This window comes from Citrobacter freundii complex sp. 2024EL-00216 (assembly GCF_043945515.1).
Lineage (GTDB): Bacteria > Pseudomonadota > Gammaproteobacteria > Enterobacterales > Enterobacteriaceae > Citrobacter > Citrobacter portucalensis.
Genome location: NZ_JBIMRA010000033.1, coordinates 1 through 23242, shown reverse-complemented (window position 1 = coordinate 23242; position 23242 = coordinate 1). Strand labels below are relative to the sequence as shown.

Below are 23242 nucleotides of genomic sequence, written 5' to 3'. Positions count from 1 at the left end.
GCCGCCAGGTACCGCCCAGGTAGTTGATAAGTAAGAATTGACCCCTATCTTTACTTCCTGTTTGTTATAATTTCTTCGGTTCCTTCAGCAAAACGGGATGGCGATGAAGCGACTTAAAAATGAACTCAATTCGCTGGTTAATCGCGGCGTAGACCGGCATTTACGCCTGGCTGTCACCGGACTTAGCCGCAGCGGTAAGACGGCGTTTATCACCGCGATGGTAAATCAGTTACTCAATGTTCATGCCGGTGCGCGTCTGCCGTTGCTCAGCTGCGTGCGCGAAGAGCGTTTGCTCGGCGTGAAACGGGTTCCTCAACGCGATTTTGGCATTCCGCGCTTTACCTATGATGAGGGACTGGCGCAACTGTACGGCTCTCCGCCAACCTGGCCGACCCCTACGCGCGGCGTGAGTGAAATACGTCTGGCGCTGCGCTATAAATCCAATGACTCTTTACTGCGCCACTTTAAAGACACCTCCACGTTGTACCTGGAGATCGTCGATTATCCGGGGGAGTGGCTGCTCGATTTACCGATGCTTGCCCAGGATTATCTGAGCTGGTCGCGGCAAATGACCGGATTATTGCAGGGGCTGCGGGGCGAATGGTCGGCAAAATGGCGGCAGTTATGCCAGGGGCTGGATCCGTTGGCGCCTGCTGATGAAAACCGTCTGGCGGAAATTGCTGCCGCCTGGACGGAGTATCTGCATCAGTGTAAACAGCAGGGCCTGCATTTTATTCAACCGGGCCGTTTTGTCCTGCCCGGGGATATGGCGGGCGCGCCTGCGCTGCAATTCTTCCCGTGGCCGGATGTCGATGCCTGGGGGGAATCAAAGCTGGCGCAGGCAGACAAACACACCAACGCGGGCATGTTGCGCGAAAGATTCAATTATTACTGCGAAAAGGTCGTCAAAGGGTTTTATAAGAATCACTTCCTGCGCTTTGACCGCCAGATTGTGCTGGTCGATTGCCTGCAGCCGCTCAACAGCGGGCCACAGGCGTTCAACGACATGCGCCTGGCGCTTACCCAGTTGATGCAAAGCTTCCATTACGGGCAGCGTACGCTGTTTCGTCGGCTATTTTCTCCAGTGATCGACAAGCTGCTGTTTGCCGCCACCAAAGCCGACCACGTCACGGTCGATCAGCACGCCAATATGGTGTCGTTATTGCAGCAGCTGATCCAGGACGCATGGCAAAACGCGGCGTTCGAAGGTATCAGCATGGATTGTCTGGGGCTGGCATCGGTGCAGGCAACCACCAGCGGCTTGATCGATGTGAAAGGTGAAAAGATCCCGGCGCTGCGAGGTAATCGTCTGAGCGATGGCGAACCGCTGACAGTTTATCCGGGCGAGGTTCCCGCGCGACTGCCCGGACAGGCATTTTGGGACCGCCAGGGCTTTCAGTTTGAGGCGTTTCGCCCGCAGGTTATGGATGTCGATAAACCCTTACCGCATATCCGCCTTGATGCCGCGCTGGAGTTTTTAATAGGAGATAAATTGCGATGAGCGAGCCGTTAAAACCGCGTATCGATTTCTCAGGTCCGCTGGACGTGGAACAAAACACGGCGTTTAAAGCGCAGCAAATGTTCAACGAAACGGAGGCGCAGACTTTTTCTCCGGCGAAAGTGGATGAACCCCTGGAAGACGAAGGTCAGGCGGAGGCCGTCATTGATGCGGCCTTACGCCCCAAACGCAGTCTGTGGCGCAAGATGGTGATGGGCGGGCTGGCGCTGTTTGGCGTAAGCGTTGTTGCTCAGGGTGTGCAGTGGACCATGAACGCCTGGCAGACTCAGGACTGGGTCGCGCTGGGAGGATGTGCCGCAGGCGCATTGATTATCGGCGCAGGTGTCGGATCGGTGGCGACCGAGTGGCGCAGATTGTGGCGATTGCGTCAGCGCGCGCACGAACGTGATGAAGCGCGAGACTTGCTCCACAGCCATGGAACCGGAAAAGGTCGTGCATTTTGTGAAAAACTGGCGCAGCAGGCGGGTATCGATCAGTCGCATCCGGCGCTACAGCGTTGGTATGCCTCAATTCATGAAACGCAGAACGATCGCGAAGTGGTCAGTCTGTATGCCCATCTTGTGCAGCCGGTACTGGATGCGCAAGCCCGGCGTGAGATTAGCCGTTCAGCGGCAGAGTCCACGCTGATGATTGCCGTCAGCCCGCTGGCGCTGGTGGATATGGCGTTTATTGCCTGGCGAAATCTGCGGCTGATTAATCGCATTGCATCGCTGTATGGCATTGAACTTGGTTATTACAGCCGTCTGCGCCTGTTCCGCCTGGTGTTGTTGAATATCGCTTTTGCCGGGGCCAGTGAGCTGGTGCGGGAAGTAGGGATGGACTGGATGTCGCAGGATTTAGCCGCCCGCTTATCAACGCGTGCCGCACAGGGCATTGGCGCGGGGTTATTAACGGCGCGTCTGGGCATTAAAGCTATGGAGCTTTGCCGACCGCTGCCGTGGATCGATGATGATAAGCCACGACTGGGCGATTTTCGCCGTCAACTGATTGGTCAGGTGAAAGAGACCCTACAAAAGAACAAATCTCCGCGCGAAAGTTAGCTATAAAACAGGCGCCGATCGTATAACTTTACGCCCCGGCGCCTAATTTTCCAGCGCGCTGTCAATATTTGTTGACAGAGTTCTTCCTGCAAACCAAATACTGTCTTATCATTTAACACATAATCCCTTGTCCAGGTGAAGGTTCCTATGCGTTTGGAAGTCTTTTGTGAAGACCGTCTTGGTCTGACCCGCGAATTGCTCGATTTACTGGTGCTGAGAAGCATTGATTTACGCGGTATCGAGATTGACCCCATCGGGCGAATTTACCTTAATTTTGCGGAGCTGGAGTTCACCAACTTCAGCAGTCTGATGGCTGAAATCCGCCGTATTTCAGGGGTTACGGATGTGCGTACCGTACCCTGGATGCCTTCCGAACGTGAACATCTGGCGCTGAGTGCTCTGCTTGAAGCGTTGCCAGAACCGGTCCTTTCTCTTGATATGAAAAGCAAAGTTGAGATGGCGAACCCTGCGAGCTGTCAACTTTTTGCGCACACCCAGGAGCGGATGCGCAACCATACCGCAGCCCAGTTAATCAATGGGTTTAACTTTCAGCGCTGGCTGGAAAGCAATCCGCAGGATTCCCATAGCGAACATGTCGTGATTAACGGGCAGAATTTCCTGATGGAAATTACGCCTGTCCATTTGCAGGGCGAAAATCAGGAGCAGATGCTGACCGGCGCGGTGGTAATGTTGCGCTCCACCATCCGAATGGGACGTCAGCTGCAAAATATGACTACGCAGGATCTCAGCGCGTTTAGCCAGATTATTGCCGTCAGCGCCAAAATGAAACACGTGGTGGAACAGGCGCGCAAGCTGGCGACGCTGAGCGCGCCGCTGCTGATTACTGGTAATACCGGCACCGGCAAAGATCTCTTTGCTCACGCCTGCCATCTGGCAAGCCCACGTGCGTCGAAACCGTATCTGGCGCTGAACTGCGCGTCAATCCCTGAAGATGCGGTTGAAAGCGAGCTGTTTGGCCATGCGCCGGAAGGTAAAAAAGGGTTCTTTGAGCAGGCGAATGGCGGTTCGGTTCTGTTAGATGAAATTGGCGAAATGTCGCCGCGTATGCAGACCAAATTGCTGCGTTTTCTCAATGACGGTACGTTCCGTCGCGTGGGAGAAGATCACGAAGTTCATGTTGATGTCCGTGTGATTTGCGCGACGCAAAAGAACCTTGTGGAGCTGGTGCAGAAAGGACTTTTCCGTGAAGACCTCTATTATCGTCTGAATGTACTGACGTTAAACCTGCCGCCGCTGCGCGATTGCCCACAAGATATTATGCCGCTCACCGAACTGTTCGTGGCGCGTTTTGCCGATGAGCAGGGCGTGCCGCGTCCGAAGCTGTCCGCCGATCTCAGCACGGTGTTAACCCGTTACGGTTGGCCGGGCAACGTGCGTCAGCTTAAAAACGCTATCTACCGGGCGCTGACCCAGCTTGAAGGCTATGAGCTGCGGCCACAGGATATTTTGCTGCCGGATTATGATGCGGCAACGGTTGCGGTCGGAGAAGAGGTGATGGAAGGGTCGCTGGATGAAATTACCAGCCGCTTTGAACGCTCCGTGCTGACGCAGCTGTATATGAATTATCCCAGCACACGCAAGCTGGCCAAGCGCCTCGGCGTTTCGCATACCGCGATTGCCAATAAATTGCGCGAGTACGGCCTGAGCCAACAGAAAAAAAGCGAAGAGTAATGCCGTAAATGAAAATGCCTCCATCCGGAGGCATTTTTGTATGCAAACGCAGCTTACGCTTTCAGTACGTCCAGCGCCGCTGTGTAGTCTGGTTCGTTGGTGATTTCATTGACCAGTTGGCTGAAAACAACATTGTCATTTTCATCGATAACAACTACGGCACGTGCGGCCAGACCTTTCAGCGGGCCTTCAGCGATTTCAACACCGTAGTTTTTCAGGAATTCTGCGTTGCGCAGGGTGGACAGCGTGATAACGTTGCTCAGACCTTCCGCGCCGCAAAAACGAGAGTGGGCGAATGGCAGGTCGGCCGAAATACACAGTACGACGGTATTGTCGATTTCTGTCGCCAGTTGGTTAAACTTACGTACCGATGCCGCGCAAACGCCAGTATCGATGCTTGGGAAAATATTCAGCACTTTGCGCTTGCCTGCAAACTGGCCCAGCGTAACGTCAGACAGGTCTTTAGCCACAAGGGTAAAAGCCTGAGCTTTGCTTCCAGCCTGAGGAATGGAGCCGGCAACTGCAACCGGGTTGCCCTGGAAATGAACGGTTTGTGACATGGTTATCTTCCTGTTTACATATAGTTAACGTCGAGGCTAGTTTATGCCATCAACAGTTAACACGGCAAACGCTATTTGCGGATATCCGCTTCAGGGACTGCATTAAGGAAAACAAATGAGAACAGTTAAGGTATATGAGGAAGCCTGGTCGCTGCACACTCCCTTTGTCATAGCCCGTGGGAGCAGGACCGAAGCGCATGTGGTTGTCGTCGAATTGACAGAAAATGGCGTCACAGGTATTGGCGAGTGCACACCGTACCCACGCTACGGTGAAAGCGATGCCTCTGTCCTGGCGCAAATTATGAGCATTGCACCACAACTGGAAAACGGACTGACGCGTGAAGAGCTGCAAAAGCTGCTGCCAGCAGGGGCTGCACGAAATGCCGTAGACTGCGCGTTGTGGGATCTAAGTGCGCGTCAACAGCAGAAGTCGCTGGCGGAATTGGTGGGAAGTGAACTGGCGGAAGTGGTGACGACGGCGCAAACCGTAGTGATTGGCTCGCCGGAACAAATGGCTGCGAGCGCGGCTGCGCTGTGGGGAAATGGCGCAAAACTGCTGAAAGTTAAACTGGATGCTCGCTTGATTAGTGAGCGGATGGTTGCCATTCGTGCGGCTGTTCCTGACGCTACGATTATTGTCGACGCCAATGAATCCTGGCGGGCAGAAGGCCTTGCGGCACGCTGTCAGCTGTTGGCTGATTTAGGGGTGGCAATGCTGGAGCAGCCGCTGCCGGCTCAGGATGATGCCGCTCTGGAGAATTTTGTGCATCCGCTGCCCATCTGCGCAGATGAAAGTTGCCACACTCGCAGCAGCCTGAAAGCGCTGCACGGACGCTATGAAATGGTCAATATCAAACTGGACAAAACAGGCGGTCTGACGGAAGCACTGGCGCTGGCAACGGAAGCCCGCGAGCAGGGATTTGCGCTGATGCTGGGCTGCATGCTGTGTACCTCCCGGGCTATTGGTGCGGCGTTACCGCTTACGCCACAGGTTAACTTTGCCGATCTTGATGGCCCTACCTGGCTGGCCAGCGATGCGGAGCCAGCCCTGCATTTTACGACCGGGCAGCTCCATCCCTAGGGTGCCAGCGCAGCAGATTGGACATGGCCAGCAGGTATTTTTCGCTCGCTTCATCCGATGAAATGGGCGGAAATTCGGCGGTTATGCAGTGTAAATTCAGGTCTGCGCACCAGCTCCCAAAAGAGCCGGGCGTTTCATAACCTACGCTGGTGACCAGAGGCAATTCAAACGACTGTGCCAGCCACGAACCCAGCTCGCTGCTTCTGGGATCTTCAATACAGGCCAGTGGATCGTGAAAAGAGACTACCCAGGCGGGATGAATTCGGTGAATAAGCTGACACAACGCCTGGGTTTCTGGTTCCGAACCCGGACTTTCGCCGGTCAACAACACCACATCACGCTCTTCTGCGCTACTGTTCCAGCGGTACACCGTTTCGCCCGCTTTCCAGTTTGCGGCGGGAAAGTTACGGTTTAGATCGACGCCGTTCGCATTTGCGCGCAGTCCAAGCTGGCAACCGTCAGGGTTTACGGCCAGCACTACATGGTGGCGACGCAGAGAAGGGTTAAGCGTACGCAATGCGCAGGAAAGGGTAACGACCGAGGAGTTTTCGTCGCCGTGCGTTCCCGCCAGTATCAGACCGCTTTCACGATCGGCTGCCAGTGCAGGAAACCAGATTAGCGGTGCGCCTAACAATGAACGTCCGTAATGTTCGGTTCCAGGTGGGAATGCGCCGCGCTCGGCACGGGGACGGGTAACGGTCATAGTCATCTCTGAATGCTTGGATTGTTACTCGCAGTGTTGTGCAAAATGTATGGATAATCAAATCGTTTTCACACACTTATCTTTTCAGGTGTAATATCACTTTCTTGTCGGAAGTTAATTGCATTTCCTGCTGGCGATACAAATAATTACACATTCACTTAGTAGCCGGAATTGAGGGTATCTTATGCAGCATTCTGTTTCAGTAACCTGTTGTGCGTTGTTGGTTAGCAGCATTTCTTTATCCTGGGCTGCTGATGTTCCCAGCGGAACGGTACTGGCAGAGAAACAAGAACTGGTGCGTCATATAAAAGACGAACCGGCGTCGCTTGATCCGGCAAAAGCCGTAGGGCTGCCTGAAATACAGGTTATTCGTGATCTATTTGAAGGGCTGGTCAACCAGAATGAGAAGGGTGAGATCGTGCCTGGCGTCGCTACCCAGTGGAAGAGTAACGATAACCGCATCTGGACGTTTACGCTGCGTGACAATGCGCAATGGGCGGATGGTACGCCGGTAACGGCGCAGGATTTTGTCTATAGCTGGCAGCGTCTGGTTGACCCAAAAACGCTGTCGCCGTTTGCCTGGTTTGCTGCGCTGGCGGGTATTAATAATGCTCAGGCTATTATCGATGGCAAAGCCACGCCTGATAAACTTGGCGTTAGTGCTGTCGATGCACGGACATTGAAAGTTCAACTGGATAAACCGCTGCCCTGGTTTGCCAATCTGACAGCGAGTTTTGCATTCTATCCGGTACAAAAAGCTAACGTTGAGAGCGGCAAAGAGTGGACCAAACCAGGCAATCTTATTGGTAACGGCGCCTATGTGCTCAAAGATCGCGTCGTGAACGAAAAACTGGAAGTGGTACCAAACACACATTATTGGGACAACGCCAAAACAGTGTTGCAAAAAGTCACCTTCCTGCCGATCAACCAGGAATCAGCTGCCACCAAGCGCTATCTTGCTGGTGATATTGATATCACGGAATCCTTCCCGAAAAATATGTACCAGAAACTGTTGAAGGATATCCCGGGTCAGGTTTACACCCCGCCGCAGCTTGGTACTTATTATTATGCTTTCAATACCCAGAAGGGACCGACCGCCGATTCACGCGTGCGGCTGGCACTCAGCATGACTATCGATCGTCGTCTGATGGCGGAGAAGGTATTGGGTACAGGTGAGAAGCCGGCATGGCATTTTACGCCGGATGTAACGGCAGGATTTGTGCCGGAACCTTCACCGTTTGAGCAAATGAGTCAGGAAGAATTAAATGCGCAGGCAAAAACGCTGCTGCGTGCGGCGGGCTATGGCCCACAGAAACCGCTTAAACTGACGCTGCTGTACAACACCTCAGAAAATCATCAGAAGATTGCTATCGCAGTGGCTTCTATGTGGAAGAAGAACCTCGGTGTTGACGTCAAACTGCAGAACCAGGAATGGAAAACGTATATCGACAGCCGTAATACCGGTAATTTTGATGTGATCCGCGCCTCATGGGTGGGTGACTACAATGAGCCTTCTACGTTCTTGTCGCTATTAACATCGACCCATACGGGCAATATCTCCCGCTTTAATGATCCGGCTTACGACAAAGTGTTGACCCAGGCAACTCTGGAGAATACAGAGAAAGCGCGCAATGCCGATTATAACGCCGCGGAGAAAATTCTGATGGAACAGGCACCTATTGCACCGATTTATCAGTATACCAACGGGCGTTTAATTAAACCGTGGCTGAAAGGGTATCCGATTACTAACCCTGAAGATGTGGCCTATAGCCGCACAATGTATATCGTTAAGCACTAGTTGAATACACTCTCCTGATAACCTTCGTTAACCTCATCTAAAACCAGAGCTGGCGCGGATTTCAGCGCCAGCACCTCTCGTATAATCGTAGTGGATGATGGCTTCTTTGAAACAGAGCGACGGGAAGAGGGTCATTGGATGCCACTACCAGCAGCACCGCAGCTGGACTGGGATAATCAGGTGAAGATTACTCTATGGGCGTATTCGCAAGGAAGATGAGAAAAATATTAATGATAATAAGGTTGCCAACAAAGATAGAGCTGATTTCATTCTGCTGTGCAGTCATTTGGGTTATTTGGTGTGCATGGGCAGACAAAATCACTCACGACACGTACCTTTTTGATGAGGGGCTTTATAAGTCAGCAATTGTTGGGACTTCCTTCCTAATAGGAATGTTCATTGCTTGGCGTGTGTACCTAAAGAATAAGTTCGCTGCAGGTATGGTTAAGAGGCTTTTTGGCGTTTGCCTCACCGTTATGATGTACCTGACTTTTATCTTTTGGAACGTTCCAGAGTTAATAATGATCTCATCAGCTAATAAGCATGTGAGTGACAATTACCGATTCAAGATGAGATACCCAACACAATCTGGAGGAAAAACCAGGTCATGTAAGGCTCATGTTATCTACTATGACACATATCTGAAGCGTGAAATCGCACTCTGTCACTGGGATGATGCTCCATCTTTTTTCTATACGGATTATATTCGCGTAGATAAGCTGATTTCAGGTATGGGCGGACAGATTATTTATCACGAAGCAGTTCATTGAGAAAATCCTATTCAAAGTTTAGCGGTCGCCATATGTCGGCCTTTTCTACTTCAGACTCACGGGAATCAACCACTACGTGCTTTGTTGATAAATCCAGCCGGTGAAGCCTGATCCACTACACACAGAATAACTATGTCTGAGCCAATCATAATTGCCAGTGGGGTGACCTCCGCTACGGTAGGGATCACTTTCGCCACTATGTTCTTGGATTTAAGGGATTGATCCTTAATCTGATTGTAATGTAACTCAGACTCGAAGTCTGTATCTCGCAGGACCAGTATGTCGTAGCTATCAGCGTAAGCCCCCCATTTAAAACGGGCTAAATGTTTAGACTCACCATTAGGGTCGGTTAAATATAGGACACCATCCACCATCCACCATTCCTGCGTCGTACTTGTATAGCGTTTTTAACGCCAGCACGGGTGATCATCAGAGGCATATCCTGACCACGTTCATCATACCTCGCACAGCCAGTATTGATTCACCACTCCCGTTGGCGTTAGTACAATTCCAGGCATTCAGTACAGAATTGAAGCCTTATGCGATGATGTTATGTTGTTCTTTAGCCGCTTGAGTTTGAGCACTGCGGGCCAGCGCTTTCTCTTCATCGTAGTGAGAGCCATAGCCAGCAAGGACAGTCGTCGCGGCAAACAACAACATTAATTGACGATATTGGTTGTCTGTATTCGTAATTTTATCCATTTAGAACAATGAAATACCATGTTCATTTATAATCAAACACTAACAGAGATAATGGCTGGTGTGATTTTGCACCAGCCATTTTATGTTTCCGGCGGCTGATGCTCCCGGCAAATCAGCAATGAATCTTCTTCACTCAATCTCTCTTTCGTCAGATTACAAAATCCCTGACCATCAATTTTTTGGTGGAACCGACAGCTATGGCAAAGACCAAAGCCAGGCACATTGTTGGTCCTCTGGATCCCGCGTAACAGTTCTAACAGCAGCTCTCTGAGCACGATCGCCCGTTCACCCATTGCCGATTCACTCTCCACTAAAAACGTGGGGGGCAGCAGGGCTTCCAGTAAGTTATTGGCCGACTCACTTAAGTGTAGATGGACGCTACGTTTATCACGGTGATCCGGCTTACGAACAATCAACCCTTTGTTTTCCAAAAGCTTCAGCGATTGTGACACGGTACCTTTGGTGAGACCGAGGTAGTCTGTCACGCCAAGCGGCGTATTGGAATAACGGTTGCAACGGGCCAGATACATTAACGCGCTAAGTTGTACTGGCTGGAGATCCGCCAGTAAAGGATGCTGGCGAAACCACATCCTTGTCAGGCTGGAAAGCCGGTCAAGTACATCGAAAAGTGACATGTCGGGCATAACAAATCCTCCTCGGTATATAGTATCGATTAAAAACTATATTGACAAAGGGTAAAAGCAGCGTAGCATGAATTGTGGTGTCGAATCGATACTATAATTTAAAGGAGATGTATCATGACTAAAGCTCGTTTCTATCATGCAGGTTGCCCGGTTTGTGTTTCCGCAGAACAGACACTTTTGCAGCATTTGTCTGCGGATGTTGAAATCGATGTGGTTCATCTGGGAGAGCAACCTGATCGGGTTGCTGAGGCTGAAGTGGCTGGCGTGAAATCTGTTCCGGCGCTGGTGATTGACGGCAATGTGCTGCATATTAATTTTGGCGCTCCCATTGAAGCGTTGAAATAGCTGGAAAGTTCGGGAAGTTGCGTTGGCGATTTCCCGAATATACAAGACGTTGGGGAAGGTAGCATGATGAAAACGACCGAAGAGTATCACCCGATAGATTGCGATCTTCATGATTATCTGGAAATCGCCTGCATGTACCACTATTGGTTGCGCATTGAACTAACGGATGGCACATGTTTTGATGCTAAAGCGCTGACGACGTGTACCACCGTGGAAAAAGAAGAATTTCTGGTAGTGGATCAATCTGAAAACCAGCAAAAAATCCGTCTGGATTATCTGTCAGCGATTACCGCGCTGACACCTGGAGCGACGTTTAGCACAGTTAATTTTCAGCGAGCCTACCGCGGTTAGACGGTATAAATTCGAATGTCGTGCGCCTGGAATGCTGTGGCGTACTCTTTGCTGATGTTGTCCTCTACAACAATCACATCGATATTGCTGCTTTCGGTAACGACATATCGGGCGACGGCTGGGATTTTTTCAGCCGTTAGCGCGACGATAGTTTCATTACATTGTTTAATCACCGCTTTTTTGAATTCACAATCCGCATAATCAAATCCCGTTAAGCCGGATTCAGGCGACATCGCGCAGCCGCCAATAAATCCCTGATCGAATAAAATGTCCTGCACTTGTGCGATGGCGGAAGCTCCCACGCACCCACCTGAAGATCTCTGCACCACGCCACCCAGCATAATGACTTCAAACAGCGGTTTTTTTAGCAAAACAACGGCAATTTCCGGTGAATTTGTCACCACGGTTAACGCCAGTTCGGCGGGCAGAGCTTCTGCCATTGCCAGATTGGTGCTACCCGTGTCGATAAAAATACAGCTTCCAGATTTGACCAGTCGGGCACATCTCTGCGCGATGTTGCTCTTTTTGGCTACATTAATACTCTTGCGTACGTCGATGTCTTCGGATTCAGGGAGTGTAATGACCGCGCCACCATAAACTTTTTTACACACGCCATCTTTGCTCAATTCATGCAAATCACGACGAATTGTATGTTCAGAAACGCCTAATCGGTTAGCGAGTTCAGAACAAATGACCCTGCCGTTTTCTTGCAGGATCTGAAAGATAAGCGCCTGGCGCTGTTCCGGGAATGCGGCGTAATCGAGCATAGATACTCCAGGTGAAATAAACATCGAGCAATAGAGTGCATGATCGTGCATTATGATTAACGATGTCAACATCCCCTACAGGGGCCGTACTATTCTGGATACAACGGGAAGAGGTTCGCTATGAAGATTGCGCATATGGCGTTATGGACACAGGATCTCGAGCAGCAAGCTCGCTTCTGGGGCTCGTTTTTTGACGGCAAGATCAACGAGAAATACCGCAGTAAAACCAATCATGGGTTTGAATCTTATTTTGTCAAAATTGGCGAGGAAATTGCGATTGAGTTAATGACCAAACCGGGTCTTATCGGGCAGCAACCTGACAATAATCGTTGCGGATGGGTACACCTCGCCATTTCTGTTGGCGGCAATGAAAATGTTGATGCCATTGCAATGCAAGCGCAGGGACAGGGGATATTAGTCTCAGGTCCGCGCACTACTGGCGATGGTTATTACGAAGCGGTGATAAAAGATCCTGACGGCAATTTAATCGAGATTGTGGCGTAAGTCTTCAATCAGTTACCTGCAAATAAAGAGTACCTGCTGCTGATTATTGATGAGCACAGCTCATAAGTTTGTCCTTCTTTTCCTCTCTAATCACCGACACGTCGAGTCTCTATAATTTTACTGTTTTCAGCCCCCGGTGGTGCAATGTTGCCACCGTTTTGGAGAGTCGAATATGCAATACCAACTGGATGCCAGACAACAGGCAATCATTCCCATTGCGGCATTCACTGCCACAGGACAGATGGAAAAGTTGGACGTCGCGCTCAACGCCGGACTGGATGCGGGACTCACGCTCAATGAAGTAAAAGAGATCCTGCTACAACTCTACGCATACTGCGGTTTCCCTCGCAGCCTGAACGGTCTGTCCTGCTTTATGTCGGTGGTGAAAAGTCGAAGCGAGAGAGGGCTTTCAAACGACGAAGGTAGAACGGCCACGCCGCCACCTGCAGACTGGAACAGTGTTCAGGCTGGGAGCCTAACTCAGACGCAACTGGTTGGACAGCCTGTAAGCGGTCCGCTGTTTGACTTTGCACCCGCTATTGATGTCTGGCTTAAAGCACATCTGTTTGGCGATATTTTTCAGCGAGATGTACTTGACTGGCAGGACCGTGAATGTGCGACCGTTTCGGCGCTGGCCGTTCTGGGCGGCGTTAACAGCCAGTTGAAAAGCCATTTTGCGATATGCCTTAACATCGGGATCCTCCCTGAGCAACTCAGTGAGTTTATTACGATACTCGAACAGCACTGTGGAGCCGGGATTGGGGAAAATGCCCGTACGGTTCTTGATGAATGTCTGGTATGAACACCGCGGACATTATCCATACTGGAGTCACTATGAACGAACAATTTGATGGTAACAGCGTCTTTCCACGTGGAGAGAAAAATGAAGCGTATGCGAAGTATTTCACTGGCGACAGCTATCTGACCATGCTCTCCATGGAAGGCGTGGTAATTGGCAATGTCGCATTTGAACCGGGTTGTCGTAACTTCTGGCATGTTCATCATGAGGGTGGACAAATATTGCTGGTGACCGGTGGCAGAGGCTGGTATCAGGAGTGGAATAAACCGGCACGTGAGCTGAAAACCGGCGATGTCGTGCACATTCCGGCGGGAATGAAACACTGGCACGGTGCCGCGCGTGATAGTTGGTTTGCCCATATCGCCGTGGAAATCCCGGCCCCTGGCGCGTCGAACGAATGGCTGGAACCGGTTAGCGACGCTGAGTACAACCTGCTGCCCTGAACTATGCTGGTTCTGGTAACACCTAATCCCTGAGGAGATCTCAATGGTCATGAATGTGAAGGGTTATGCTGCTCTGGCGGTGAAAGAAGATTTAGTCCCCCATAATTTTGTTCGTCGCGATCCGCGTGAAGATGATGTGGTTATCGATATTTTATACAGCGGTGTATGCCACTCGGATATTCACAACGCCTACAACGATTGGGGCGGTGCTAAATATCCGATGGTACCAGGGCATGAGATCATTGGCCGCGTGGTGCATGTTGGTAAGTCGGTAACAAAATTCAAAGTGGGCGATCTCGCAGGGGTCGGCTGCATGGTTGATTCGTGTCAACACTGTAGCGCCTGCGAGCAGGGGCTAGAGCAGTATTGCGAAGAAGGTAACACGCTAACGTATAACGATATCGACCGTCATGACGGCCTGCCTACTTTCGGCGGCTATTCTGACAAAATTGTCGTTACCGAAAAGTTTGTGGTGAAGGTCCCTGAAGGGATCGATTTACGCGGTGCGGCGCCGCTGCTTTGCGCCGGGATCACAACATGGTCGCCTCTGCGCCACTGGCAGGTAGGTGAGGGCAGTAAAGTCGCGGTTGTCGGTCTGGGGGGACTCGGACATATGGCAATCAAACTTGCAAATGCGCTGGGCGCGGAAGTTACGCTGTTTACGCGTTCACCGGGCAAAAAAGCTGATGCCAGACGTTTGGGTGCCAGTCACGTTGTGCTTTCCACAGACAGTGAACAGATGAAAGCGACAGCGAATCAGTTTGATCTGATTATCGATACTGTGCCCTACGTTCATGACCTGAACCTTTATATCCCAACCCTGGCGCTAAGCGGTACGCTGGTGCTGGTTGGTTATCTTGGTGCGTTGGATCCGTTTTTGAATACGGTTCCCCTGATCCTTGGGCGTAGGTCTGTGGCGGGTTCAGTTATCGGCGGCATTGCCGAAACGCAGGAGATGATGGATTTTTGCGGTCAGCATGGTATTACCGCTGATGTCGAAGTGATCTATATTCAGGATATTAATCGTGCCTGGCAGCGGATGTTGAAAAGCGATGTGAAATACCGCTTTGTAATTGATATTTCCTCATTGAAATAAGTACAAAAAAGACGCGGATTTCCGCGTCTTTTCTTTTGTTAGTGTGTCGATGGCGATGCTTCAGGATTATCCATATACAGTGTCTGGCTGGGGAATGCAAAGTCGGCACCGTTTGCCTGGACTATCGTGATAATCTTTAAATAAACGTCTTGCTGTACCGCGAGCCATTCCTTCCAGACGGTGGTTTTCGTGAAGCAATACACCATGATATTTAACGATGAATCGGCAAATTCATTAAAATAGACCAACAGAGTTTGTTTCTGGTCTATTCCAGGATGGTTTTGCAGCATTTCTCTGACCGACTCGACAACGGCACCGACTTTATCGGCATCCTCATATCGTAACCCGATCACCGTTTTAATTCGCCGGTTGGTCATGCGCCCTGGGTTTTCTACGCTGATGGAGGAGAAAATCGAGTTTGGCACATACAATGGACGATGGTCGAAGGTGTTTATTTTAGTCATTCGCCAGCCAATTTCTGCCACCGTGCCTTCAATATTGCGGTCCGGGGAGCGGATCCAATCGCCTATGCTAAACGGTCTGTCGAAATAGAGCATAATGCCTGAGAAAAAGTTGCTCAGAATATCTTTCCCCGCCATACCCACTGCTATACCGCCAATACCGCCAAAGGTTAACAGGCCGGATAAGCTCATACCGAAGTGTTCGCCATACAGTAAAATGATGGCAACCACGATGGTAATCTTGATGATACGCGACAGGATCCTCGCGCTGGTGATATCTCTGCCTTTATTAATCTGCGTCTTTTCAAACTGATTAATCACCAGAAAAAGTTTGATGGTCAGGATCAACGCAATCAACGAGGTGCAGATAAAGTCGACCACGCTGGGGGAGATAAATTTCAGGCTGTAACTTTCGATAACGTTATTAGCAATGCTGCCAAACGTCCCAATGATAATGGCATAGACAAAAAATTGTGCGGCATGAAATATGAATCCTTTGCAGCGACGCTCTCCACGATGATACCAGACGCTCATCAGGACCAGCGCGGCACAGCAGCTAAGAATTACCGTCAAATTAAACGCATTATTCATAAACAGTTCAGCGATCATGATTCTTCCTGGCAACTCCGTGTTAGCTAAATATCATCTGACATCCTAATCCCAAGATATTTTACTCAGTTAAGGCGGTCAGATCATTAATCAAAAGGAGAGATAAATAATGCAATCAGCGCTATTTTCAGCGAAATAGCGCTGACGTCAACCCTGCATGCGGTTTATGTAGCAGACAGTCAGTTGATGTCATGGTATTGTTAGCGCAAAGTAACAAGGCTTTTCATTTGCAAAAGGACAGTACTATGATCATGGCTAAGCTGAAAACAGCGAAGGGACGGAAGTTTCTGTTGTGCCTGCTTGGAGTGTTTATTATCGCAGCGTCGGTCGTGACGCGAGCGACGATCGGTGGCGTTATTGAACAATATGACATTCCGCTATCCGACTGGACCGCTTCAATGTACGCCATTCAATCTGCAATGATTTGTGTCTACAGCATGGTGTTTACGATTCTGTTGGCTATCCCGCTTGGTATCTATTTCCTCGGCGGTGAGGAGCAACACTAGGCGTTTAAAATGCCGGATGATATCGCCATCCGGCATTTCATTGTGTGGTTAATCGTCTTCTTCGTCGTCCAGTTCAACTGGCGTCTGATATTCATCCGGCTTGATGACCAGCAGGTCACAGCGTAGATGATCGATAACCTGTTCCGCGGTATTACCAAGAAACGCAGCAGAAATACCGGTACGTCCGACGGTCCCCAATACCACAATACCCGCCTGCAAGTGCTCGGCTAAATCAGGAATGACCTCTTCAGGTAAGCCTTTTTCAACGTGCGTCACTTTCTCATCAATGCTGAATTTCTGGCGTAGCGCCTTCATGGCCAGCAGATGCTGTCCACGGATTGCGTCGTTATAAACGCTGGGATCAAATTCAGGCAGTTCAATCGCGATGTTGATTGGTGTGACAGGGTAGGCGCCTACCAGATGCACTTCGGTATGGTTAACCTGTTCTGCAAGCTGTAGCGTCTCTTTGACCAGTTTTTCATTGAGCGCGTTGTGATAAGCCTCTTCACTGGCGAGGTTTACGGCAACCAGTGCTTTACCCCCTTCAGGCCATGGCTGGTCTTTCACCATCCATACCGGACTTGGACATTTACGCAATAAATGCCAGTCGGTTGGCGTAAATATTACGGCTTCGAGGCGGTCGTGTTGGTGCGCCATCTTGAGGACCAGGTCATGCCTGGCGCTGATGACTTCCTGGATGATGGCTTCAAAGGGTCGGTTATGCCAGACCACTTTAATCTCCAGAGGGATCCCTGCTTCGATATAGTATTTCGCTTGTTCACGTATCCATGCAGTTCGCTGGCTGATGACTCCCTGACGCATTGCTGTACGCTCATCAGGCGACAGCAGGGTAGTCATCTCATAGGAAAAGTCATAGATCGGCAAAAAGGCTTTAATTTTGCCACCAATCCGTTGATGCAAATAAACAGCTCGCCGTAATGCTGGTTGATCGTCCTGGTTAGGGTCGATGACGACCAGCATATTTTTATACATAGCCATACAGGGTCTCCTTACAACTGTCATCGCAGTTTGTAACTAAAAGAGTAACCCAATAATGTGGTTTGAAACAGGGGAGAACCTCTAGCCAGATCAATAAATTGGGGAAATCTCCAGCTTTTATCTACATCCCGCTCAATTTAAACAATTTTTCTCAGTAGATGTGGCACCTGTAGTGCACTGACTCTTCCGCTCGCTTTGGCAGTAATGCGCTGTAAATTTAAAAAAACTCATCAAGCATCAAGTGAAACTGCAATTTTTTCTCGTCGGGTTGAGGAATGCCATATTGTTGAAAAAGCCTGTTTTGCAGTGAATGTGAAAATTCACCGAGGCAGTTCCAGAGAATGGCGAGATCCTGGTATTGATCGGCGATGCCAACTCGTCCCACATCAAGACACCCCACTATTTCATCATTACAAAAAATAATGTTATCCAGTGAAAAGTCACCGTGAGTAACAACAGGAACAGATGAGAAGGGCAAAAGGGTGTGCATCTTTTCCCAGACCTGTTCAATAGACCAGCCATTGCGTTCATCATCAAAATCTTCGGCATCAACAAGATTATTTTTCATCCGGTTTTGTGCCAGTGTGAGACGAAATTGGTGATTGCTGTTAAAGGGGCAGCTATTTACTGGAATGGCATGTAACCGACGCAAAAATGTCGCCAAAGCATCAACAATATCATCACTCATATCAGGGTGATCTTCTAACATCTGGAAGGCAGTTTTCCCTGGTATTGCCGTGGTGAGTAGCAATGCTACGTCAGGCGTTCGGGAAAAATGCTTAACGTTTGGCAGCGGGATGTAATCTTTCAACCAGATGAGCCTGACCATTTCATCCGTAATATCATTGGCAACGCTACCGTTACCTTGCTTCAGATATAATTCAGGGGCATCCACTTTGTCGTAAAGTCGGTAGATGGCAGCACCAGATTGACCGACATGGTCACGTGCCCATTTATAGCCATCAAGCTCATGGTCCAGGCTTGAGTTTAATTGCAAACGCGCGCAGGTGCTTTCCCTGTGAATATGATTCATAACATTCCTTTGTCTGAGTATGGATAAACGGCGGGTGCACACATTACAAGTTGATTATTAAAACAGGGAATAACCTCCTGCCAGATCAATAAATCGGGAAAATTTAGCGATTTGACAGAAGGATAACAGAGAGGCTTGCGGAAAGATTACGCAACGTTACGCGTGTGGCCGGCAAGAACTGCCAGCGCGTCGCTGTTCTCAATAGTGATATATTTGCCTTTCACCGCCAGCATGCCGCTTTTCTGGAAACGACCCAGCAGGCGGCTGATGGTTTCAACTGTCAGACCGAGGTAGTTACCAATGTCGCCACGGGTCATGGTCAGGCGGAATTCACGAGGCGAGAACCCACGCTGGGCGAAGCGACGAGACAGATTGTAGATAAAGGCCGCCAGGCGCTCTTCAGCGTTTTTCTTCGACAGCAACAGGATCATATCCTGGTCGCCTTTGATTTCGCCACTCATCAGACGCATCATCTGCTGACGCAGGTTCGGCATCTTACCGGACAGGTCATCAAGGGTTTCGAAAGGAATTTCGCATACCATTGAGGTTTCCAACGCCTGAGCAAAGCTCGGGTGATGGCCGCTGCCAATGGCGTCAAAACCTACCAGGTCACCCGCCAGATGGAAACCGGTAATTTGCTCATCGCCTTGTTCGGTAATGGTATAGCTTTTTATCGTTCCGGAGCGGATAGCGTAGAGTGATTTAAGCTCATCACCTGCTTTAAAGAGCGTCTGCCCTTTTTGGATAGGCTTTTTGCGCTCGATGATGTTATCGAGCTGGTCAAGCTCATGCTCGTTAAGTGTGAACGGGATGCAAAGCTGGCTGATGCTGCAATCCTGGCAATGGATAGCACAACCGCCAGACTGAATGCGCCGTATAATTCGCTTTTCCGGGATCATAGGTCTGCTCAAGCCGTAATTGATATTTGTCAATTTTAACATCTTTTTGGTGAGCACGTAAGCCTGAGCTACTCCCAATAGAGAATAATTCAGGCATAACTGGAGCGAATGTTTGTATCTGCTTGATTAACCACACTTAATTTGGGGTCGCATTATGCGGAAGTGTGATGAATAAGGCATTAATTGCCTGGAATCTAGAGTAGCAAATAACCTTCGTGGCGCAATAACCACTCTTTTCGTTGTACACCGCCGGCATATCCGGTCATGGTGCCGTTACGTCCAATGACGCGATGACAGGGAACCACAATGCTTACTGGATTGGAGCCATTAGCTGCGCCGACCGCTCTTGCAGCGCCGGGGCGCCCCAACTGTTCGGCCAACTGACCATAATGCATGACCTGCCCGCAGGGGATAGTGCGTAATGCTTGCCAGACTTCACGCTGGAAAGGCGTCCCAGCGGTTGCCGTTTCCAGCGTGTCAATGATGCTGAGGTTTCCGGCAAAATACTCAGAGAGTTTGTCGCTTAATCCACCAGGATTTTTGGCGGTAATGCGCTGATAACCTTCTGTACGGTAATGAATATCAAGCAATTGTTCCATGCGATCGCTGTGCTGATCCCATTCCACTGCGCGCAGGCGAAATTGCTCATCACAAATAACCCACAGCGGGCCCAGCGGCGTGTCGATGGTGTCTTCCAGTAAGTTAAGCATCCGTTTCTCTCATTACAGCATTCAGGCGAGCCTACACATTATCACGCCAGTGACCGTCGCAGCTATACCCCTAAAAACGGATATCAACTTGTCGTGAGTAGATCGGTTCAGCGCGGAGGATCCGGTTAATTATTGGAAATAATCGTAAACCGTTACCAGTACAGTTGTCGGTATAATAGTGCGCGGTTATGATAATGCCCGTCGCAATACGCTGGAGGATGAAACATGAACCTTGATGATGCATCGCTGTTTCTTGACGCAATGGGGGATGTTCAACCGCTGAAAAACCATGCCGATGTGCACTGGCAGCCCATGCGTAATCTTCGCACTCCGGCGCGTATCGATACGCTACAACTGGATAATTTTCTCTCGACGGGATTTCTCGATATTGTCCCGTTGAATGTGCCGCTCGAGTTTCGTCGCGAAGGTTTACAGAACGGCGTGACCGACAAGCTGCGAAACGGAAAATACCCGCAGCAGGCGAGCCTTAATCTTATTCGCCAACCTGTTGAAACATGTCGCCAGATGCTCTTTAGCTTTATTCTGCAGGCGCAGCAGGAAGGGTTGCGTAACGTGCTGGTGATACACGGCAAGGGACGTGACGATAACTCCCATGCCAATATTGTTCGCAGCTACGTGGCGCGCTGGTTGACGGAATTTGACGACGTGCAAGCATACTGCACCGCACTGCCGCATCATGGCGGCAGCGGGGCATGTTATGTGGCATTGCGTAAAACCGCACAGGCAAAACAGGACAACTGGGAGCGTCACGCTAAACGCAGTCGCTGAACGACGTAAACATCAGGCGGCCAGCACTCTGTTCCTGCCTTCGTTCTTGGCTTTGTACAACGCGTCGTCAACGCGTTTGAATAACTCATCGATGCTTTCATTTGTTTCGTGCCGAGCTACGCCAATGCTGACGGTAAAGCGGGGAAGGCCAGGGAGAGTCACTTTGGCCACCGTCGCCCGTATCACTTCTGCGAGATTGAGGGCAATATCTAACGAGGTTCGCGGCAGCAGCAGCACAAATTCTTCACCTCCCCAGCGAAAAATCAGATCATCCTTTCTTGCACAGGATTCAAGTGTGCGTGCCAGAGCGCAAAGTACCTCATCACCTTTTAAATGACCAAAAAGATCGTTAATGCTTTTAAAGCGATCGGTGTCGATCAACATCAGGCTGTAATCCTGTGTCAATGACATCGCGTGGGTCTGTTCCGGCTCGGTTACCTGATAAAAATGTCGGCGGTTAAGCAATCCCGTTAAGGCGTCACGCAGGGCCGCACGCTCAAGCTCCTGTTCCAGCCGTTTTTGCTCGGTAATATCATGAATAATGCACAGCATGAGCTTATTACCGTAGATTTCAATTGGCCCGGCGTAGGTTTGTACGTGCCGGGATGTGCCGTCTGCCAGTTTATGCACAAAATGCAAAGGCTTATGGCCACCGGGAAGATGGGCGATTTCATGCATCACCGGGAGTATATGACGGCCCAGCGTATTGATTTCCCATGTATGTTTCTGGCACATCGTATCATGGTTATAGCCATAAAAATTTAGCGCACTGAGATTTGCATCAACGATCAGCCCATCACGGGACGGATCGATAAGCAACATTGGGGCCGAGTTGGTCTGGAAAAAACGCGCGTAAAATCCCTGTTTTTTTCGCTGATAATTCGCTGAACGGCTCGCTTTCAGACCTTGTGAAGTCGGTGTTTCAATGCCTTCGAAAAGAATAACGTCACCTGATTCCGGCAGAGAGCGGATGGACAGGCGGCTGGCCATCGCGACGTCTTCACCTTCGCGGCAAACCGTAAGGATTTCTACAATGTCGTGATGATTTCTCAAATCGCTGAGATACATGGTTAAATCATTTTGGGCATGAGTTGAAAATATGCCCTTGCGGAGTAGAGAAAAGCAGGGGGCCTGCATCAGTTCCCGTGCAACGGTATTAGCGAACACCAGTTCTTCGGTATGCGGCGAAACAATCCACACCGGCAGGGTTAATAAATCCAGTGAATGCAGCTCGGTTGTGCTCATCGATAATCCCGTTATCTTTATCTGCTGTGTTGCCCGTTTAATGGCATCTGTTTTTTATATTACAGTCTCATAATGTTATTGATTGTTGAGGAGACAAAGACTGTACGATTCGCTGCTGCTTAATGTTACTTTCCGTTGGAATCAATTCATGGATCTGATGCGCAGGCAACGGTTTTGCAAACAAGAAACCTTGCAGCACGCCACATCCCATCTGGGTCAGGAGCATTTCCTGCTCCTGGGTCTCTATTCCTTCAGCCACTACTTGCATATTCATGGAGTGGGCTATGTCAATAATAGTAGACACAATCTTTGTATTTTTGCTGTTCTCGCTGATATCTTTAACAAATACTCTGTCAATTTTTAATTCCTGTGCCGGAAGAGACTTCAACATCAATATATTTGAATAACCGGTACCGAAATCATCAATTGAAACGGTGATCCCTAAAGCTGAAAATGCATTTAAGACTTCAGCGCTACGTTTTAAATTTTTAAGTGCTGTACTTTCAGTCAATTCCAGCGTGAGATATGCAGGTGATAGTTGATATTGTGCAAGGGCGCTGCAAACCACATCAACGATGTCATGTTGTTCAAACTGGGAAGGGGAAAGATTAACGGCGAGGGTCCATTCCGCATGGCCCTGTAACTTCCATTGATGTAACTGCTGGCATGCCTGCTGGATAACCCATTTCCCGACCGGAATGATAAGGCCTGTTTCTTCCAGCGCAGGCAGAAACTCTGCGGGTAACAGCATGCCGCGTTCCGGGTGATGCCAGCGTAATAACGCTTCAAAACCGGTCAGGGAATGATCTCCGGCGGTGTATTTGGGTTGATACCAAAGCTCAAATTGATCGTGTTCCAGTGCTTGTGACAGTTCCTGTAAAAATGTCGGCGGTGTATCGGCGATAGCTTCCATTTCCGGGCTATAAATAGCCCAACCGTTTCTGCCAGCCTGTTTGACATGATACATCGCCATATCAGCCTTTACTTTTAACTCATGCAACGTGGAACCATGTTCAGGATAAATACTGCTTCCCGCACTTAACGAAACCCGAGGTGATGCTGCCAACTTACTGATTTAGTGTATGATGGTGTTTTTGAGGTGCTCCAGTGGCTTCTGTTTCTATCAGCTGTCCCTCCTGTTCAGCTACTGACGGGGTGGTGCGTAACGGCAAAAGCA

The 23242-nt window shown here is 49.8% G+C and carries 27 protein-coding genes and 1 pseudogene; 15 read left to right on the top strand and 13 right to left on the bottom strand.

Annotated elements, in window-relative coordinates; genetic code table 11:
• The first annotated feature begins 103 nt into the window (after positions 1 to 103).
• From ACHHZ7_RS23655 to tyrR, 3 genes are all read left to right on the top strand, one after another.
• On the top strand, positions 104 to 1501 hold the full coding sequence (locus tag ACHHZ7_RS23655; protein ID WP_060683721.1) for a YcjX family protein: 1398 nt from the start codon (positions 104 to 106) through the stop codon (positions 1499 to 1501).
• A complete protein-coding gene (locus tag ACHHZ7_RS23650; RefSeq protein ID WP_032943592.1) occupies positions 1498 to 2559 on the top strand; it encodes a YcjF family protein in 1062 nt (353 codons plus the stop codon). Before ACHHZ7_RS23655 ends, ACHHZ7_RS23650 begins: the two co-directional genes overlap by 4 nt.
• Positions 2560 to 2706: 147 nt before the next feature.
• Positions 2707 to 4251 (top strand): transcriptional regulator TyrR, encoded by a 1545-nt coding sequence (gene tyrR / locus ACHHZ7_RS23645; protein WP_008784910.1) that lies wholly within the window; start codon positions 2707 to 2709, stop codon positions 4249 to 4251.
• A gap of 53 nt (positions 4252 to 4304) precedes the next feature.
• Here the strand turns inward: tyrR and tpx are convergent, their stop codons facing one another.
• Positions 4305 to 4811: a thiol peroxidase gene (gene tpx / locus ACHHZ7_RS23640; protein WP_003020437.1), complete on the bottom strand. Its 507-nt coding sequence runs from the start codon at positions 4809 to 4811 to the stop codon at positions 4305 to 4307.
• Positions 4812 to 4926: 115 nt separating this feature from the next.
• On the opposite strand from tpx, the gene ycjG reads away from it, so the two are divergent.
• Complete coding sequence (ycjG, locus tag ACHHZ7_RS23635) at positions 4927 to 5892, top strand: L-Ala-D/L-Glu epimerase (protein ID WP_060682137.1); 966 nt, start codon at positions 4927 to 4929, stop codon at positions 5890 to 5892.
• On the opposite strand, the gene mpaA is transcribed toward ycjG, so the two are convergent.
• The gene (mpaA, locus tag ACHHZ7_RS23630) at positions 5867 to 6595 is read right to left on the bottom strand and encodes a murein tripeptide amidase MpaA (protein ID WP_060682138.1); all 729 of its coding nucleotides are present in this window, start codon (positions 6593 to 6595) and stop codon (positions 5867 to 5869) included. The genes ycjG and mpaA overlap by 26 nt on opposite strands.
• A 184-nt stretch (positions 6596 to 6779) precedes the next feature.
• On the opposite strand from mpaA, the gene mppA reads away from it, so the two are divergent.
• Both mppA and ACHHZ7_RS23620 read left to right on the top strand, forming a co-directional pair.
• Positions 6780 to 8393 carry a murein tripeptide ABC transporter substrate-binding protein MppA gene (gene mppA / locus ACHHZ7_RS23625; RefSeq protein WP_008784907.1) on the top strand — a complete coding sequence of 538 codons (1614 nt, stop codon included), beginning with the start codon at positions 6780 to 6782 and terminating at the stop codon, positions 8391 to 8393.
• A gap of 194 nt (positions 8394 to 8587) precedes the next feature.
• On the top strand, positions 8588 to 9163 hold the full coding sequence (locus tag ACHHZ7_RS23620; RefSeq protein ID WP_060682139.1) for a hypothetical protein: 576 nt from the start codon (positions 8588 to 8590) through the stop codon (positions 9161 to 9163).
• Positions 9164 to 9228: 65 nt separating this feature from the next.
• On the opposite strand, the gene ACHHZ7_RS23615 is transcribed toward ACHHZ7_RS23620, so the two are convergent.
• From ACHHZ7_RS23615 to ACHHZ7_RS23605, 3 genes are all read right to left on the bottom strand, one after another.
• Positions 9229 to 9537 carry a hypothetical protein gene (locus ACHHZ7_RS23615; protein ID WP_060682140.1) on the bottom strand — a complete coding sequence of 103 codons (309 nt, stop codon included), beginning with the start codon at positions 9535 to 9537 and terminating at the stop codon, positions 9229 to 9231.
• A 163-nt stretch (positions 9538 to 9700) separates the two neighbouring features.
• Positions 9701 to 9865, bottom strand: coding sequence for a hypothetical protein (locus tag ACHHZ7_RS23610; RefSeq protein ID WP_158654536.1), 165 nt, complete (start codon positions 9863 to 9865; stop codon positions 9701 to 9703).
• A gap of 80 nt (positions 9866 to 9945) precedes the next feature.
• Positions 9946 to 10509, bottom strand: a complete 564-nt coding sequence (locus tag ACHHZ7_RS23605; RefSeq protein ID WP_032943585.1) for a MarR family winged helix-turn-helix transcriptional regulator — start codon at positions 10507 to 10509, stop codon at positions 9946 to 9948.
• A gap of 114 nt (positions 10510 to 10623) precedes the next feature.
• Here ACHHZ7_RS23605 and ACHHZ7_RS23600 point away from each other — a divergent pair, with 114 nt between their 5' ends.
• Complete coding sequence (locus ACHHZ7_RS23600) at positions 10624 to 10854, top strand: glutaredoxin domain-containing protein (RefSeq protein ID WP_008784905.1); 231 nt, start codon at positions 10624 to 10626, stop codon at positions 10852 to 10854.
• A 66-nt stretch (positions 10855 to 10920) separates the two neighbouring features.
• Complete coding sequence (locus ACHHZ7_RS23595) at positions 10921 to 11205, top strand: Rho-binding antiterminator (protein ID WP_060682141.1); 285 nt, start codon at positions 10921 to 10923, stop codon at positions 11203 to 11205.
• On the opposite strand, the gene ACHHZ7_RS23590 is transcribed toward ACHHZ7_RS23595, so the two are convergent.
• Positions 11202 to 11972 carry a DeoR/GlpR family DNA-binding transcription regulator gene (locus ACHHZ7_RS23590; RefSeq protein ID WP_060682142.1) on the bottom strand — a complete coding sequence of 257 codons (771 nt, stop codon included), beginning with the start codon at positions 11970 to 11972 and terminating at the stop codon, positions 11202 to 11204. The genes ACHHZ7_RS23595 and ACHHZ7_RS23590 overlap by 4 nt on opposite strands.
• Positions 11973 to 12092: 120 nt before the next feature.
• Here ACHHZ7_RS23590 and ACHHZ7_RS23585 point away from each other — a divergent pair, with 120 nt between their 5' ends.
• The 4 genes from ACHHZ7_RS23585 to ACHHZ7_RS23570 all read left to right on the top strand — a co-directional run bounded on the left by ACHHZ7_RS23585 (position 12093) and on the right by ACHHZ7_RS23570 (position 14814).
• A complete protein-coding gene (locus tag ACHHZ7_RS23585; protein ID WP_060682143.1) occupies positions 12093 to 12476 on the top strand; it encodes a glyoxalase/bleomycin resistance/extradiol dioxygenase family protein in 384 nt (127 codons plus the stop codon).
• A 172-nt stretch (positions 12477 to 12648) separates the two neighbouring features.
• A complete protein-coding gene (locus ACHHZ7_RS23580) occupies positions 12649 to 13278 on the top strand; it encodes a carboxymuconolactone decarboxylase family protein (protein ID WP_060682144.1) in 630 nt (209 codons plus the stop codon).
• A gap of 32 nt (positions 13279 to 13310) precedes the next feature.
• Positions 13311 to 13718, top strand: a complete 408-nt coding sequence (locus tag ACHHZ7_RS23575; protein WP_020996378.1) for a cupin domain-containing protein — start codon at positions 13311 to 13313, stop codon at positions 13716 to 13718.
• 43 nt (positions 13719 to 13761) lie between these two features.
• The gene (locus ACHHZ7_RS23570; protein WP_192463860.1) at positions 13762 to 14814 is read left to right on the top strand and encodes an NAD(P)-dependent alcohol dehydrogenase; all 1053 of its coding nucleotides are present in this window, start codon (positions 13762 to 13764) and stop codon (positions 14812 to 14814) included.
• 38 nt (positions 14815 to 14852) lie between these two features.
• Here the strand turns inward: ACHHZ7_RS23570 and ACHHZ7_RS23565 are convergent, their stop codons facing one another.
• Entirely contained in the window at positions 14853 to 15884 is a 1032-nt protein-coding gene (locus tag ACHHZ7_RS23565) for a mechanosensitive ion channel family protein (RefSeq protein ID WP_003843943.1), read from the bottom strand.
• Between the two features lie 245 nt (positions 15885 to 16129).
• Between ACHHZ7_RS23565 and ACHHZ7_RS23560 the strand changes: the two genes are divergently transcribed.
• Complete coding sequence (locus ACHHZ7_RS23560; RefSeq protein WP_003020403.1) at positions 16130 to 16390, top strand: DUF2534 family protein; 261 nt, start codon at positions 16130 to 16132, stop codon at positions 16388 to 16390.
• A gap of 48 nt (positions 16391 to 16438) precedes the next feature.
• Here ACHHZ7_RS23560 and uspE read toward each other — a convergent pair whose 3' ends face one another.
• The 4 genes from uspE to ogt all read right to left on the bottom strand — a co-directional run bounded on the left by uspE (position 16439) and on the right by ogt (position 20031).
• Positions 16439 to 17389, bottom strand: coding sequence for a universal stress protein UspE (gene uspE / locus ACHHZ7_RS23555; protein WP_003833229.1), 951 nt, complete (start codon positions 17387 to 17389; stop codon positions 16439 to 16441).
• A gap of 217 nt (positions 17390 to 17606) precedes the next feature.
• Complete coding sequence (locus ACHHZ7_RS23550; RefSeq protein WP_060682146.1) at positions 17607 to 18422, bottom strand: APH(3')-I family aminoglycoside O-phosphotransferase; 816 nt, start codon at positions 18420 to 18422, stop codon at positions 17607 to 17609.
• Between the two features lie 146 nt (positions 18423 to 18568).
• Positions 18569 to 19321: a fumarate/nitrate reduction transcriptional regulator Fnr gene (gene fnr, locus ACHHZ7_RS23545; RefSeq protein ID WP_003020397.1), complete on the bottom strand. Its 753-nt coding sequence runs from the start codon at positions 19319 to 19321 to the stop codon at positions 18569 to 18571.
• Between the two features lie 194 nt (positions 19322 to 19515).
• Positions 19516 to 20031, bottom strand: a complete 516-nt coding sequence (gene ogt / locus ACHHZ7_RS23540; RefSeq protein WP_008784895.1) for a methylated-DNA--[protein]-cysteine S-methyltransferase — start codon at positions 20029 to 20031, stop codon at positions 19516 to 19518.
• Positions 20032 to 20256: 225 nt separating this feature from the next.
• Between ogt and smrA the strand changes: the two genes are divergently transcribed.
• Entirely contained in the window at positions 20257 to 20820 is a 564-nt protein-coding gene (gene smrA / locus ACHHZ7_RS23535) for a DNA endonuclease SmrA (protein WP_060682147.1), read from the top strand.
• Between the two features lie 12 nt (positions 20821 to 20832).
• On the opposite strand, the gene ACHHZ7_RS23530 is transcribed toward smrA, so the two are convergent.
• A complete protein-coding gene (locus tag ACHHZ7_RS23530) occupies positions 20833 to 22065 on the bottom strand; it encodes a sensor domain-containing diguanylate cyclase (protein WP_060682148.1) in 1233 nt (410 codons plus the stop codon).
• 67 nt (positions 22066 to 22132) lie between these two features.
• Positions 22133 to 23116: pseudogene (locus ACHHZ7_RS23525) on the bottom strand (putative bifunctional diguanylate cyclase/phosphodiesterase); the annotation flags it as partial.
• Positions 23117 to 23172: 56 nt separating this feature from the next.
• Here ACHHZ7_RS23525 and ACHHZ7_RS23520 point away from each other — a divergent pair.
• On the top strand, positions 23173 to 23242 hold a 70-nt coding region (locus ACHHZ7_RS23520; protein ID WP_001680836.1), incomplete at its 3' end, for an IS1 family transposase.

Coding starts and splice junctions, on each gene's coding strand:
- ACHHZ7_RS23575 (WP_020996378.1), top strand. CDS start 13,311: ATGAACGAACAATTTGATGGTAACAGCGTCTTTCCACGTGGAGAGAAA.
- ACHHZ7_RS23605 (WP_032943585.1), bottom strand. CDS start 10,509: ATGCCCGACATGTCACTTTTCGATGTACTTGACCGGCTTTCCAGCCTG.
- fnr (WP_003020397.1), bottom strand. CDS start 19,321: ATGATCCCGGAAAAGCGAATTATACGGCGCATTCAGTCTGGCGGTTGT.
- tyrR (WP_008784910.1), top strand. CDS start 2,707: ATGCGTTTGGAAGTCTTTTGTGAAGACCGTCTTGGTCTGACCCGCGAA.
- ACHHZ7_RS23650 (WP_032943592.1), top strand. CDS start 1,498: ATGAGCGAGCCGTTAAAACCGCGTATCGATTTCTCAGGTCCGCTGGAC.
- tpx (WP_003020437.1), bottom strand. CDS start 4,811: ATGTCACAAACCGTTCATTTCCAGGGCAACCCGGTTGCAGTTGCCGGC.
- uspE (WP_003833229.1), bottom strand. CDS start 17,389: ATGGCTATGTATAAAAATATGCTGGTCGTCATCGACCCTAACCAGGAC.
- ACHHZ7_RS23620 (WP_060682139.1), top strand. CDS start 8,588: ATGGGCGTATTCGCAAGGAAGATGAGAAAAATATTAATGATAATAAGG.
- ACHHZ7_RS23560 (WP_003020403.1), top strand. CDS start 16,130: ATGATCATGGCTAAGCTGAAAACAGCGAAGGGACGGAAGTTTCTGTTG.
- ACHHZ7_RS23610 (WP_158654536.1), bottom strand. CDS start 9,865: ATGGATAAAATTACGAATACAGACAACCAATATCGTCAATTAATGTTG.
- mppA (WP_008784907.1), top strand. CDS start 6,780: ATGCAGCATTCTGTTTCAGTAACCTGTTGTGCGTTGTTGGTTAGCAGC.
- ACHHZ7_RS23590 (WP_060682142.1), bottom strand. CDS start 11,972: ATGCTCGATTACGCCGCATTCCCGGAACAGCGCCAGGCGCTTATCTTT.
- ACHHZ7_RS23570 (WP_192463860.1), top strand. CDS start 13,762: ATGGTCATGAATGTGAAGGGTTATGCTGCTCTGGCGGTGAAAGAAGAT.
- ycjG (WP_060682137.1), top strand. CDS start 4,927: ATGAGAACAGTTAAGGTATATGAGGAAGCCTGGTCGCTGCACACTCCC.
- ACHHZ7_RS23565 (WP_003843943.1), bottom strand. CDS start 15,884: ATGATCGCTGAACTGTTTATGAATAATGCGTTTAATTTGACGGTAATT.
- ACHHZ7_RS23585 (WP_060682143.1), top strand. CDS start 12,093: ATGAAGATTGCGCATATGGCGTTATGGACACAGGATCTCGAGCAGCAA.
- ACHHZ7_RS23550 (WP_060682146.1), bottom strand. CDS start 18,422: ATGAATCATATTCACAGGGAAAGCACCTGCGCGCGTTTGCAATTAAAC.
- ACHHZ7_RS23530 (WP_060682148.1), bottom strand. CDS start 22,065: ATGAGCACAACCGAGCTGCATTCACTGGATTTATTAACCCTGCCGGTG.
- ACHHZ7_RS23600 (WP_008784905.1), top strand. CDS start 10,624: ATGACTAAAGCTCGTTTCTATCATGCAGGTTGCCCGGTTTGTGTTTCC.
- mpaA (WP_060682138.1), bottom strand. CDS start 6,595: ATGACCGTTACCCGTCCCCGTGCCGAGCGCGGCGCATTCCCACCTGGA.
- smrA (WP_060682147.1), top strand. CDS start 20,257: ATGAACCTTGATGATGCATCGCTGTTTCTTGACGCAATGGGGGATGTT.
- ogt (WP_008784895.1), bottom strand. CDS start 20,031: ATGCTTAACTTACTGGAAGACACCATCGACACGCCGCTGGGCCCGCTG.
- ACHHZ7_RS23655 (WP_060683721.1), top strand. CDS start 104: ATGAAGCGACTTAAAAATGAACTCAATTCGCTGGTTAATCGCGGCGTA.
- ACHHZ7_RS23580 (WP_060682144.1), top strand. CDS start 12,649: ATGCAATACCAACTGGATGCCAGACAACAGGCAATCATTCCCATTGCG.
- ACHHZ7_RS23615 (WP_060682140.1), bottom strand. CDS start 9,537: ATGGTGGATGGTGTCCTATATTTAACCGACCCTAATGGTGAGTCTAAA.
- ACHHZ7_RS23595 (WP_060682141.1), top strand. CDS start 10,921: ATGAAAACGACCGAAGAGTATCACCCGATAGATTGCGATCTTCATGAT.